The organism is Lysinibacillus sp. IITD104, assembly GCF_036698265.2.
Lineage (GTDB): Bacteria > Bacillota > Bacilli > Bacillales_A > Planococcaceae > Lysinibacillus > Lysinibacillus boronitolerans.
In genome coordinates, this window is the sequence record NZ_JBAHYH020000001.1 from 1 (window position 1) to 13,447 (window position 13,447).

Consider the following 13,447-nt stretch of genomic DNA (forward strand, 5'->3'; position numbering starts at 1 on the left):
CACTAGCAAAGCTAGCTACTAAAAACTTTATTGATTACGTTTTGCTTGTTCAGTTTTCAAGGTTCATGTTCTTTATTTTCGTTGTCACCTCTTGGCGACTCATTTATAATATCAAGATTCTAAAACAAAGTCAACACTTTCTCTAAAAATATTTTAATACAATATCTATAAATGTTTCAAAACACAATTATGGTTAAAATCTCACTATTTAAGTGTTTAATATTGCGAAGTGCTTCTTAAAAAAATATTAAAATGTCACCTATATATAAAAACATAATGTAGCACTTTGCGTAGAGTACATCTCTTACCTGTTTAAAAATAGGCAAACCATATAAATATAGTTTGCCCCTTTATCTATAAATTAGTTATGATACGTGAAATATAGAAACTGCGATTTTTCCCTAAATCAAAAATTTCCCCTGAATGAATTAATTTAATAAGTGGTCGTGTTGGTGCAAATTTATTTACAAACATTACTTCCCCACGTTCTAAATTAGAAAGTTCTACAATTGTTCCTATCGGAAGATCTGCAACAATATCAATTAATGCACGTACTACTTTAATATCAAATTTACCAAACTCAGATTCATTAATCATTTCTATCACTTTAAATGAAGATTGTTTCGTTCTATATACTCGTTCACATGTCATAGCATGAAAAACATCTGCAACAGCAATGATTTGTGCAAATATAGAAATATTGGCGATCTTTTCGTTCTTCGGATACCCACTACCATTTAAACGTTCATGATGTTGGAAGATTGCTTCTTTCATCGTTTCTTTTAAAATGGTCAAATCTTTCACCATATTGTAGCTATAAATCGGATGTTTATAAATCTCATCATATTCTTGCTCTGTTAATGGTGTCTTCTTATCCCTGATACGAGGATGTACTTTAGCCATACCACAATCAGCTAATAAACCACCGATGGCTACTTGAATAGTAGTCCCTCTATCATAGCCAAGTTTTTGAGCAATAACTGAGGCAATCAAACCAGTTGCTACACAATGATGATATAGATAGTCTTTTGGATTTGAATACTCATTTAAATCAAAAATAATAGTACGATCTTCTAACACCAACTCTACTAAAGGTAAAATAATTGTTCTGGCCTTTGCAATATCTACCTTTGCTCCCGCTTCCCAGTTTTTAAATTCTTTTTTAAACTGTTCAACAGAATGATTATAGATTTTCCTAAAAGTCGGAATTTCTTCTATTGTAACTTCGACATCGCTCTCATTCTTTTCTACACGAATATCATTTTCACTTTTGTAAACAGGGACGTTGAAAATATTAAATGCATGAAAAACTTGCAAGTGTACATAAGAAATCATTGTATCTTTGAAAATAATCGGATACTGTGTATTAGCAAATATATCTTCAGAAATTACCTTGCCAACACCTAGCTCTGAAATTGGAACATGTATAGTTTCCACGGATGAACACCTCTCCACTATTTCTTGCTTCAAAATAAGGTATTTCTATTTTATCATGGAATTCAAAATAATTACTTATTTTTCATTATTTACGTAAAAAAACCGATGACGACATTCAAGAATGTCATCATCGGATTAAATTATTCTTCGACTTCCTCTTCGTCTTCTAAAGACTCTTCTGCTTTTTCCACTTTAGCTACAGTTGCAACTAATTCGTCATCTCCTAGTCGAATTAAACGTACACCTTGCGTACTGCGCCCAATTAATGAAATATCATTCACATCCATACGGATAAGCATTCCATTAATAGTTATAAGCATTAGATCCTCAGAACCATCGACAGTTTTTACAGCCACCATTGGACCATTCTTATCTGTAATCTGGATCGTTTTCAGTCCTACTCCACCACGACTTTGTAAACGATAGTCCTCTTCAGAAGTACGTTTACCGTAACCTTTTTCAGTTACTACTAAAATTTCTTGTCCTGGCTCAACAATCTCCATACCAACAACTTCGTCCCCATCACGTAGCTTAATGCCTCGAACACCACCGGCTGTACGGCCCATAGATCGAATGTCGTCTTCTTGGAAACGAACGAGCATACCATCACGTGTACCAATAATCACTTGTTTCTCTCCATCTGTAAGACGTACAGAAATAAGATCATCGTCTTCTCTCAAGCTGATTGCGATTAAACCATTTGTTCGGATGTTAGCAAATTGTGAAACAGGGGTACGTTTTGTAATACCTGTTTTTGTGGTAAAGATAAAGTAAGCATCTTCATCAAACGACGCAACACGAATCATAGCTGTTACTTTTTCGCCTTTTTCTATATTGAGCAAGTTTACGATTGGTAACCCTTTAGCAGTACGACCGAACTCAGGAATTTCATATCCTTTTGCTCTAAATACTTTACCTTTAGACGTGAAGAATAAAATTGTATCGTGGGTAGAAGTATTCATTAGATGCTCTACAAAGTCGTCTTCATTTGTACCCATTCCTTGTACACCACGACCACCACGCTTTTGACTACGATATGTATTCGCAGCTAAACGTTTGATATAGCCATTATGCGTTAAAGTAACAACTGAGTTTTCAACAGGGATTAAATCCTCATCCTCAATCATTTCAATACCACCTGATGTAATCTCAGTACGGCGTGTATCATTAAAACGTTCCTTCAATTCTAAGATTTCAGTACGAATAATATCAACAATTTTCTCTTCATCTGCCAAAATTGCCTTTAATTCAGCTATTAGAACTTGAAGCTCTTGATATTCTGCTTCAATTTTTTCACGCTCTAAGCCACTTAATCGAACGAGGCGCATATCTAAAATAGCTTGAGCCTGACGCTCAGATAAGTTAAAGCGTTCCATCAATTGAGGCTTCGCTTCTTCACCACTACGTGAACCACGAATAATAGCAATTATTTCATCAATATGATCGAGTGCAATTCGTAAGCCCTCTAAAATATGAGCGCGGTCTTCAGCTTTTCGAAGATCGAACTCTGTACGACGACGAATAATTACTTTTTGGTGTTCTAGATAATGGTATAACATTTCCTTTAAGCCTAATACTTTAGGCTGACCATTTACTAAAGACAGCATATTAATGCCGAAGCTCGATTGCATAGCCGTTTGTTTATATAAATTATTTAGTACGACATTAGCATTTGCATCTTTACGAACTTCAATTACTACACGCATACCACGACGGTCTGATTCATCACGTAAGTTTGTGATACCATCTATTTTTTTATCACGTACAAGTTCTGCAATTTTTTCAATGAGCTTTGCCTTATTCACTTGGTAAGGCAATTCATGGATAAGAATAGTTTCCTTACCATTTGCCTTTTGCTCAATTTCTACTTTTGCACGAATAATAATGGAACCTCGACCTGTTTCATAGGCTCTACGAATACCACTACGTCCTAAAATTAATCCTCCAGTAGGAAAATCTGGGCCAGGGATAATTTCCATTAGCTCCTCAGTTGTAATTGCAGGATTTTCAGAAAGTGCTATAACAGCATCAATTGTTTCGCCCAATTGATGTGGGGGAATATTTGTTGCCATACCTACTGCAATCCCTGCAGCACCATTCACTAATAGGTTTGGATAACGACTTGGTAATACAATTGGTTCTTTTTCTGATCCATCATAGTTATCTGTATAGTCAATTGTATCTTTATTAATATCACGGAGCATTTCCATTGCTATTTTAGACATACGTGATTCTGTATAACGCATGGCTGCTGCGCCATCACCATCAACGGAGCCGAAGTTTCCATGACCATCAACAAGCATGTAGCGATAGCTGAAATCTTGTGCCATACGTACCATTGCATCATAGATGGAAGAGTCACCATGTGGATGGTACTTACCCATTACATCCCCAACGATACGTGCTGATTTTTTGTAGGCTTTATCTGCTGTATTCCCTAATTCCTGCATCCCATATAATATACGACGATGAACTGGTTTTAATCCATCACGTACATCAGGTAATGCACGTGACACAATTACACTCATTGCATAATCAAGAAAGGATGTTTCAATTTCTTCTGTTATATTAACTCCTTTAACACCGGAGCGTTCTTGTTCTGACAAAGTGTAGACCTCCTCTCAAGAAAAATTAGATATCTAAATTAGCGTATACGGCATTTTCCTCAATAAATTGACGACGAGGTTCAACTTCATCGCCCATTAAACGTTCAAATGCTTGGTTTGCCTTAATTGCATCATCTAATTCTACTTGTAATAATGTGCGGTACTCAGGATCCATTGTTGTTTCCCAAAGCTGCTCAGCGTTCATTTCACCAAGACCTTTATAACGCTGCACATTTGGTTTTGGCATTTTTGGTAGTCTTTCTAAAATTGCTTTTAATGTCTCTTCATCATAGCAGTATTCAATATGTTTACCTTGTTTCACTTGATAAAGTGGTGGCTGTGCAATATAAATATAGCCTGCTTCTATAAGTGGTCGAAGGAAACGGAAGAAGAATGTTAAAAGTAATGTACGAATATGCGCTCCATCGACATCGGCATCTGTCATAATAATGATTTTATGATAACGAGCTTTTTCTAAATTAAACTCCTCACCAATACCAGTGCCGAATGCTGTAATCATCGCACGGATTTCCGCATTCGATAAAATTTTATCTAGTCGAGCTTTCTCAACGTTAAGAATCTTACCACGTAAAGGCAAAATTGCTTGGAAGTGACGATCACGCCCAGATTTAGCGGAACCGCCGGCAGAATCACCCTCAACAATATAAATTTCACAATCAGCTGGGTTAGTAGAAGAACAATCAGCTAATTTACCCGGTAAGCTAGATACTTCGAGGGCATTTTTACGACGAGTAAATTCACGTGCCTTTTTCGCAGCTACACGCGCACGGGCCGCCATTAAACCTTTTTCTACAACCTTACGAGCAACCGTTGGATTTTCTAACATAAAACGTTCAAAGCCATCTGAGAATAATGAATTGGTAATTTGACTTACTTCTGAGTTCCCTAACTTTGTTTTTGTTTGTCCTTCAAATTGCGGATCTGGATGTTTAACGGAAACTATAGCTGTTAACCCTTCTCGAACATCCTCACCTGTAAGATTAGCGTCAGATTCTTTTAGTAATCCACTTTTTCGTGCATAGTCATTAATAACGCGTGTAAGGGCTGTTTTAAAACCAGACTCATGTGTACCGCCCTCATACGTATTAATGTTATTAGCAAATGAGAAAATATTAGAAGAGAATCCAGCATTATATTGCATGGCAATTTCTACTGTGATGCCATCCTTCTCTCCAAGAACATCAATTGGATCATGGATTGGCTCTTTAGATTGGTTTAAATGCTCCACATAGGAACGAATACCACCTTCATAGTGGTATGTAGTTGAACGAATCTCATCTTCACGTTCATCAGCAATCGTAATCTTAATACCACGATTTAAATAAGCCAATTCTCTAATACGATGAGCTAAAATATCATATTCATAAACAGTTGTTTCTTTAAATATTTCTGGATCAGCTTTAAAACGTGTTGTTGTACCATTGTGATCTGTTTCACCGATAACTGTTAACTCTTGAACTGTTCTTCCACGTTCAAATTTTATTTCATGGATATGACCTTCACGATGAACTTGGACAATTGTTTCAACAGATAGTGCATTTACCACTGATGCCCCAACTCCATGGAGACCACCCGAAACTTTATAGCCTCCACCGCCAAATTTACCACCAGCATGTAAAACAGTCATAATAACTTCAACTGCTGGCTTACCCATTTTTTCTTGAATACTAACCGGAATACCACGACCGTTATCTTCTACACGGATCCAGTTTTCTTTTTCAATTGTTACTTTTATATCTGTACAAAATCCTGCAAGTGCTTCATCGATACTATTATCAACAATTTCCCATACTAAATGGTGAAGCCCTTTAGAGCTAGTTGAACCGATATACATCCCTGGTCTTTTACGTACTGCTTCTAAACCCTCTAATACCTGTATCTGATCGGCCTCATAAGCTTGGTTTTGTAAACCTTCGTTCTCTATAGCCACGGCTTTCATCTACTCCTTCATAACATCATTGTGTGTAAATGAATGAACAGTCAACCGAGCTGACTATTACCATTCTTTTTGTAATCTAAAAAACTACCCTGGCTAACTTCTTTCAATCGCACCTTGTTTCACGTGAAACAGTTGAGCCTGTTCCATCGTTTCATGGTGAATTCCTTCCACACTTGTGGTTGTAACAAAGGTTTGGACTTCACCTTGAATGGTATTTAATAAATGCGATTGGCGATAATCATCGAGTTCCGATAAAACATCATCTAAAAGTAGTATGGGTGTTTCATTTGTTTCTTGTTTAATTAATTCAATTTCAGCAAGCTTTAAAGACAATGCAGTAGTTCGCTGTTGCCCTTGTGAACCATAAGTTTGGACATCATAGCCATTTACTAAAAACTGTAAATCATCACGGTGTGGACCAACTAGTGTCACTCCCCTATCAAATTCACGTTCTCTCGCTTCTATTAATTTTTGATGTAAAGTATTTTCAATTTCACTAGTAGAGTGTTCTTTTTCTATACCAGCTACCGTACGATATTTTATAACCAGTGTTTCCTTACCTTGCGATATCCCTGCGTGTATGGGTTCCGCCCACTCCTGCAATAAATCAATAAATTGAAATCTTTTACGAATAATTTGGGTAGCAGCGTGAATATATTGTTCATTGTAGACCTCATACATCACATCATTTGACAAGGACTTGCCTTGGTTCATTTTTAAAAAATGATTACGTTGTTTTAAAACTTTTTGAAAGGTTAATAAATCATGTAAATAGACAGGCGAAATTTGCCCAATCTCCATATCAATAAAACGTCGGCGTATTTGCGGACTTCCCTTTACAACATTCAAATCCTCTGGTGCAAACATAACGACATTCATTTGACCAATATAATGACTAAGGCGACTTTGCTCTATATGATTTATCTTGCCCTTCTTACCTTTCTTTGTAATCGTAAGTTCGATCGGTAAAATACCGTGCCTTTTTTTAACGGCCCCTTCTATTTTACCATAGTCTGAATCCCAACGTATCAATTCTTTATCGTTCGTTGTGCGATGGGACTTAGCCATTGCTAAAACATAGATGGACTCCATAACATTTGTTTTTCCTTGTGCATTTTCACCAATGAAAACATTAATTTTTGGAGAGAAGTTTATAGCTAAGGCATCATAGTTACGGTAATTTGTAAGTTTTATTTGCTCAATATACATAATTTATTGTCCAGCTGGTCCTATGATTTGAAAACGACCACATCCAGGAATATTTACAACATCTCCGTTACGTAATTTCCGACCTCGACGATCGTCTATTTCTCCATTTACATATACAGCATGTTCTTGTAAAAACCACTTGGCCATTCCACCTGAACTAATGGCATCCGTAATTTTTAAGAGCTGCCCTAACGTGATGAACTCCTCATCAATTTTAATGTCCTGCATAGTGTGTTCCCCTCCGAATACAGACTGTCTATCTCTCTATCATACCTAAAATTACGCCATAAGTAAAAAAAGATAGTCACTATGAGCGACTATCTTAACAGATCTTATGTTCTTTAGTAAGTTCGTACAGGTAAAATTAATTGTAAAATAGCATCATCATGAACGGAACGTAAAATAAACGGTCTCATTGCCCCAGTAAATTGAATAACTACATCTTGTCCATCAATTGCTTTTAATGCTTCCATCATATATTTTGCACTGAATGAGATTTTCAAACCTTCCCCTTCTAATGCTTCCACAGGAATTTCTTCTTGTACTTTACCGATTTCAGGAGAATTAGAAGAAACTTCAACTGCCTGGTTATCTAAAATTTCAAAACGTACAACATTATTTCGATCTCCTCTTGCAACAAGTGAGGCACGGTCAATAGCTTGTAATAAAGATTTTCCGTTAATCGTTACATTTGTTTGATATTCTTCAGGAATTAAACGAGTTGTGTCAGGATAATTTCCTTCCAGTAAGCGAGAGAAGAATAATACATCACCAGTTTTAAATAATACTTGCTGACTTGTAATAACGATTTGTACAAGGTTTGTAGAATCCTCTAATACTTTATTTAATTCATTTAAACTTTTCCCAGGAATAACTACACTATGTTCAACTTCTGGTAAATTTTCCAGTTGCACTTTACGTCTAGCTAAACGATGACTATCTGTTGCAACACAGATTAACGTTTCATTTTTGATCTGCCAGTTTACACCTGTCAACACGGGTCTACTTTCTGAAGTAGCAACAGCAAATACAGTTTCACGAATAATTGTTTTTAAGAGATCAGCTGGAATAGTAAATTTTTGATCTTCTGTAAGCTCTGGTAATAAAGGATATTCTGCTGCATCTGAGCCAATTAAATGGAATTCTGATTTTCCTGAACGAATATGTGTTTGGAAACCAGGTGTTACTTGGATTTCAACATCGTTTGTTGGTAATTTACGTACGATTTCATTAAACATACGTGCTTGTACAACAATTGAACCTGTTTCTGTAATGTGAATAATTTGTTGCCCATCTTCTTCTACTGGAATAAATGTTTGAATTGTTATATCAGCATCACTACCTGTTAAGCGGATACCTTCTTCTGTTACGTCAATTTTAATCCCTGTTAAAATCGGAATAGTTGTTTTTGAACTTACTGCTTTCATGACATCATTTAAACCCTCTAATAAACGGTCACGTAAAATATCAAATTTCATTCGTTTTCCCTCACATATTTATATTATTTATTTATATAAAATAAAAAGATATAGTAATAGGCCCTGTGGATTTGTGGATAAGTATATTTTTATGAATAAAATCAGTCTATCCACATGTAGATAGACTGTGTATAAGTTTGTGTTTAAATCGTTAGTTTGTCCACAGCAATTACTTGCCTAGCATACTACGAATTTGTTTAACATCTTGTTGAAGTTGAGCGTCATTTTTCAACATAGAAGAAATTTTTTCGTGTGCATGGATGACAGTCGTATGGTCGCGACCACCAAATTCTTCGCCAATTTTCGGCAGCGAAAAATCTGTCAATTCGCGTGATAAGTACATAGCGATTTGACGCGGAAAAGCTATTAATTTAGTACGTTTTTTGGCAGCGAAATCTTCCAAACGTATACTAAAATGTTCCCCAACTGCATTTTGAATGTCTAATATTGTCACTGTTCGCGGCTTTGAATTTGGGATGATATCCTTCAATGCCTCGGCAGCTAATGTCGCTGTAATATCCTTGTTTACAAGTGATGAGTAGGCAACGACGCGAATAAGCGCACCTTCAAGCTCCCTAATATTGGAGTCAATCTGGTTCGCAATATAAAGCATTACTTCATTTGGTACCTCTAGACCGTCTGCTTTTGCTTTTTTACGCAAAATAGCGATACGAGTTTCCAAATCGGGTGGCGCAATATCAGTTATTAACCCCCATTCGAAACGTGAGCGGAGCCGATCTTCTAAAGTTGGAATCTCTTTTGGAGGTCGGTCACTTGATATAACAATTTGTTTTGATTCTTCATGTAGAGTATTAAAAGTATGGAAAAATTCTTCTTGAGTTGATTCTTTTCCAGCAAGGAATTGAATATCATCAATTAGCAGTACATCCACATTGCGGTATTTATTGCGAAAATCAAGTGCTTTGTTATCACGAATTGAGTTAATAAATTCATTTGTAAATTTCTCGGATGATAAGTACACCACTTTAGCATTAGGATTATGCTCTAATACATAATGACCAATGGCGTGCATTAAGTGCGTTTTACCTAGCCCTACTCCCCCATAAATAAAGAAGGGATTATATGCCTTCGCAGGTGCTTCAGCTACAGCTAGCGAAGCTGCATGTGCAAAGCGGTTACCAGAGCCAATAACAAACGTATCAAAAGTATATTTCGGGTTTAACATACCTGGTGAAATATCATGATGTTCATTATTTTTTGCTTGGATAATCGGCGCTGGCAAATCAAAATCGTCCGAATCCTGGTTTTTTTGAACAACAAATTTAATAAGCAAGTCTTCGCCTGTTAGCTCCGTTAATATACCTGTAATCAAATGAATATAATGATTTTCAAGCCAGTCTCGAGCAAACGAATTGGGTGCAGCAATTGTCACAGTGGAGCCACTACCATTGTAAGATAGTAGCTTTGTAGACTTTAGCCACGTTTCGAAGCTTGGTTTAGAAATTTTTTGTTCAACTTGAGCCAGGACATTGTTCCATAGTTCTTCTAAATGTTCCAAGCTGCTAATCTCCTTTACAGTGTTCAATACAAAAAAAAATCGCATTTATAGAATTGTAAATACGTTCATTTTATAACTCGTCCACATAATCACAAGTTGTGGATAAAAGTTAACCAAAGGCTGTGATAAAAATTATCCACAGCATATTAACAGTTGTGGATAATTAAAATGTTCGTTTTAGTTTTCAACAAAGTGAAGCACAGTAATCGTATCAGAAAAACAAAGCTATTTCAATAGTTTGTGAAACTTATCCACATAGCTTACAGTTATGCACTTTAGAGTTGTCCACAAGCACTGCTTATGTGAGAAACCTGTAGATAATTGTTGTGGATAAAAAATAATGCAAAAAATACTATACACAACTCTGTGTAAAAAAAACAAGTACTCTGTGGATAAATATTTTTTATGTTTATGAATAAAACATAGATCCGAACACTAGAAAATTGAGATAGAATAAATAGAAAGTTCGACTGTTTAAAAGAAATTTGTGAAATTCATTGACAAAATAACTAGATACTTTATATAATATTCGAGTCTGTATGTTGAAAAATTCAACTCATATCAGGAGGTGTCTATATAAATGAAACGTACTTACCAACCAAAAAAACGTAAGCACAGCAAAGTACACGGTTTCCGCGCACGTATGAGCACGAAAAACGGTCGCAAAGTTCTTGCTGCTCGTCGTCGTAAAGGAAGAAAAGTTTTATCAGCATAAAATAAGTCCACTGAGCCACATCAGTGGTCTTTTTTTTCTTTATTTTTGGTAAACCTAGAAATGAGGATCAAAAGATATTATCTAATAGCAGGTGAAAGAAATGAAAAAACGCCAACGAGTGAAGAAGAATGATGATTTTCAAAAGGTGTTTAAAAAGGGTAAATCTTTCGCTAATCGTCAGTTTGTTGTTTATTTTTTAGTAAAAGAGGGACAAACGGAATTTCGTGTAGGTTTATCAGTTAGTAAGAAGCTTGGCAATGCGGTAACACGCAACCAAGTAAAACGCTATATTCGACAAAGTATTCATGAATTAAAAGATGATCTAAAGCCGAATATGGATTATGTTATTATCGCCAGACATCCGGCGGCCACTATGGATTTTCATGAAGTGAAACAAAGTTTGCAGCATGTACTACGAATCGCAAAGGTAATGAAAAAAGTGTAATGTATGCAACCAAGTGGTGAAATTCCGCCTGTACTGTTAGCAATAGAATAGAAAATATGTGATTTTGTTTACAATTATAAGCAAGGGAATTATACGCACAGGGGTATTTGTAGCGGGAGTTTTCGCTTAAAAATATGTAAAATTCATAACTTAACTTAGGAATAAATGTGTGTAGTTAGAATATTTAGTAGAGTGAATGTTATAGGCATGATAAAATAACTGATAACTTTATCTTCATCGAGGACTCTCAAAAGTGGACTGAAATTAAGATAAGGCTACTGACGGTTAAACGATTATGTGATAGGAAACTGTCAGTACAAAAAGAAGCATATAGAATAAGAAAAAGTGAATAGTAATTGTAGGGGGAAGAAGGTTGAAAAAACAACATTGGGTAATTTTGTCACTAGTAGCAGTAGCCTTACTACTTTCTGGTTGTACAGAATTCAATGAACCAATTTCCAAAGATAGCACAGGCTTCTGGAATGAATTCATTGTTTGGCCGTTGGTATCAGCGATAAAATACTTTGCTGATCTGCTAGGTACGTATGCATGGGGGATCATTGCCGTAACGATTATTATTCGTTTAGCAATCTTGCCGTTGATGATCAAACAAACAAAGAGTTCTAAAAAGATGCAAGAAATTCAACCAAAATTGAAGGAACTGCAAAAGAAGTATGCTTCTAAGGATGCTCAGACACAACAACAATATCAGCAAGAAATGATGAAGTTAATGAGTGAATCTGGAGTAAATCCACTTGCAGGATGTTTACCAGTAATCATTCAAATGCCAATTTTAATTGGTTTCTATCACGCAATAAATCGTATGAATGCTACATCAACATTTGATTTAGGGAATTTCTTTATCTTCCCGTTAGCAGATCCTGCACCAGCATTAGCTATTACAGCAGGCTTAATGCAATTTATCGTTTTACGTACAGGACCAGCAATGGATAATCCTCAAATGAAAATCATGATGTATATTATGCCATTCATGATTATTGGTTTTGGTATGGCCTTACCAGCTGCATTATCACTATATTGGGTAATCGGGAATATTATTTCGATTCTCCAAAACCTGTTTATTTATAAACCTTGGAATAAAGATAAAACACAACCTGCTCAAAATGGAGGGGCTAAAAAGTGAAACAACTTACGCAAATAGGCGCAACAACACAAGAAGCGATCTCATTGGCGTTACAGAAACTTGGCAAAACCCGTGAACAAGTAGATGTTGAAGTTTTACAAGAAGGTAAAAAAGGATTTTTCGGTTTTGGTGCACGTTCTGCAGAGGTACGTGTAACAGTAAAAGAAGTTCAGGTTCCGACAATTGAAGGCGACAGTGCTGAATCGCAGGTAGAAACTCAATTAAATGAACCAATAGTAGTAGATGATGTTGAAACACTAAGTTCACAAGTTTCTGAACAACCAAGTGAAATGGAAGAAGTTCAACAAGTCGTTAAAGGACAAGATGAGGATGCTGACGCATCAAACCCAATTGAAGAGGCAAAGGATTATTTAATTAGTATTGCTGAACAATTGGCTATTCATGATCTTGAGATTGCTACGACACGCGAAGGGAAATATGTATTATTTCAACTGAAAAGTGAAAAAGCTGCACTGCTTATAGGGAAACGAGGTCAAACATTAAATTCCTTACAGCAATTAACGCAACTCGTATTAAATAAAAGCGCAAAGCAGTTCTTAATGGTGAAACTGGATGTAGAAAACTATCGCGAGCGTCGACAAGTAGCTTTAGAATTACTTGCGGATCGAATGGCGGATAAAGCATTACGCTTAAATCAACGTGTGGCATTTGAACCTATGCCGTCTTACGAACGAAAGATAATTCATAATCAATTAGCAAATCGTCTAGATCTTGAAACGTATTCAGAAGGTACAGAGCCTAATCGTTATTTAGTAATTGAACCAGTAAAAAATAATTAGATTGTTTCTTATAATCATACAGACAATATATTTTGAAAGGTCATTTTATCTTTAGGATAAAATGGCCTTTTTTAATGAAACATAGCAAATTTTGTCGAAAATATGATTAGCGAAAAATTGCTTTTATCCACATT

Annotated in this window: 11 protein-coding genes; 4 read left to right on the forward strand and 7 right to left on the reverse strand. The window is 35.8% G+C overall.

Annotation, left to right across the window (positions count from 1 at the left end; all coding sequences use genetic code 11):
• Positions 1 to 354: 354 nt before the first annotated feature.
• The 7 genes from V1L66_RS00005 to dnaA form a co-directional block, all read right to left on the reverse strand.
• The gene (locus tag V1L66_RS00005; RefSeq protein WP_016994937.1) at positions 355 to 1,437 is read right to left on the reverse strand and encodes an HD-GYP domain-containing protein; all 1,083 of its coding nucleotides are present in this window, start codon (positions 1,435 to 1,437) and stop codon (positions 355 to 357) included.
• 140 nt (positions 1,438 to 1,577) lie between these two features.
• Positions 1,578 to 4,043 carry a DNA gyrase subunit A gene (gene gyrA, locus V1L66_RS00010; RefSeq protein WP_036077952.1) on the reverse strand — a complete coding sequence of 822 codons (2,466 nt, stop codon included), beginning with the start codon at positions 4,041 to 4,043 and terminating at the stop codon, positions 1,578 to 1,580.
• Between the two features lie 25 nt (positions 4,044 to 4,068).
• Positions 4,069 to 6,003 carry a DNA topoisomerase (ATP-hydrolyzing) subunit B gene (gene gyrB, locus V1L66_RS00015; protein ID WP_052125376.1) on the reverse strand — a complete coding sequence of 645 codons (1,935 nt, stop codon included), beginning with the start codon at positions 6,001 to 6,003 and terminating at the stop codon, positions 4,069 to 4,071.
• A gap of 93 nt (positions 6,004 to 6,096) precedes the next feature.
• The gene (gene recF, locus V1L66_RS00020) at positions 6,097 to 7,212 is read right to left on the reverse strand and encodes a DNA replication/repair protein RecF (protein ID WP_333005379.1); all 1,116 of its coding nucleotides are present in this window, start codon (positions 7,210 to 7,212) and stop codon (positions 6,097 to 6,099) included.
• 3 nt (positions 7,213 to 7,215) lie between these two features.
• Positions 7,216 to 7,440 carry a S4 domain-containing protein YaaA gene (gene yaaA, locus V1L66_RS00025; RefSeq protein WP_312125086.1) on the reverse strand — a complete coding sequence of 75 codons (225 nt, stop codon included), beginning with the start codon at positions 7,438 to 7,440 and terminating at the stop codon, positions 7,216 to 7,218.
• 113 nt (positions 7,441 to 7,553) lie between these two features.
• Positions 7,554 to 8,690, reverse strand: a complete 1,137-nt coding sequence (gene dnaN, locus V1L66_RS00030; protein WP_004233305.1) for a DNA polymerase III subunit beta — start codon at positions 8,688 to 8,690, stop codon at positions 7,554 to 7,556.
• 169 nt (positions 8,691 to 8,859) lie between these two features.
• Positions 8,860 to 10,254, reverse strand: a complete 1,395-nt coding sequence (gene dnaA, locus V1L66_RS00035) for a chromosomal replication initiator protein DnaA (protein WP_374116321.1) — start codon at positions 10,252 to 10,254, stop codon at positions 8,860 to 8,862.
• Positions 10,255 to 10,789: 535 nt separating this feature from the next.
• Between dnaA and rpmH the strand changes: the two genes are divergently transcribed.
• The 4 genes from rpmH (at position 10,790) to jag (ending at position 13,313) form a co-directional block, all read left to right on the forward strand.
• Positions 10,790 to 10,924 (forward strand): 50S ribosomal protein L34, encoded by a 135-nt coding sequence (rpmH, locus tag V1L66_RS00040; RefSeq protein WP_004233310.1) that lies wholly within the window; start codon positions 10,790 to 10,792, stop codon positions 10,922 to 10,924.
• 100 nt (positions 10,925 to 11,024) lie between these two features.
• On the forward strand, positions 11,025 to 11,369 hold the full coding sequence (gene rnpA / locus V1L66_RS00045) for a ribonuclease P protein component (protein WP_004233316.1): 345 nt from the start codon (positions 11,025 to 11,027) through the stop codon (positions 11,367 to 11,369).
• Between the two features lie 373 nt (positions 11,370 to 11,742).
• Positions 11,743 to 12,513, forward strand: coding sequence for a membrane protein insertase YidC (gene yidC, locus V1L66_RS00050; protein WP_016994934.1), 771 nt, complete (start codon positions 11,743 to 11,745; stop codon positions 12,511 to 12,513).
• Complete coding sequence (gene jag / locus V1L66_RS00055; protein WP_016994933.1) at positions 12,510 to 13,313, forward strand: RNA-binding cell elongation regulator Jag/EloR; 804 nt, start codon at positions 12,510 to 12,512, stop codon at positions 13,311 to 13,313. The genes yidC and jag overlap by 4 nt, the downstream gene beginning before the upstream one ends.
• The last annotated feature ends 134 nt before the right edge of the window (positions 13,314 to 13,447 follow it).

Bases quoted from the DNA above. Each gene is read 5' to 3' on its own strand.
- gyrB (WP_052125376.1), bottom strand. From the start codon at position 6,003: ATGAAAGCCGTGGCTATAGAGAACGAAGGTTTACAAAACCAAGCTTAT.
- recF (WP_333005379.1), bottom strand. From the start codon at position 7,212: ATGTATATTGAGCAAATAAAACTTACAAATTACCGTAACTATGATGCC.
- yaaA (WP_312125086.1), bottom strand. From the start codon at position 7,440: ATGCAGGACATTAAAATTGATGAGGAGTTCATCACGTTAGGGCAGCTC.
- dnaN (WP_004233305.1), bottom strand. From the start codon at position 8,690: ATGAAATTTGATATTTTACGTGACCGTTTATTAGAGGGTTTAAATGAT.
- dnaA (WP_374116321.1), bottom strand. From the start codon at position 10,254: ATGCGATTTTTTTTTGTATTGAACACTGTAAAGGAGATTAGCAGCTTG.
- rpmH (WP_004233310.1), top strand. From the start codon at position 10,790: ATGAAACGTACTTACCAACCAAAAAAACGTAAGCACAGCAAAGTACAC.
- rnpA (WP_004233316.1), top strand. From the start codon at position 11,025: ATGAAAAAACGCCAACGAGTGAAGAAGAATGATGATTTTCAAAAGGTG.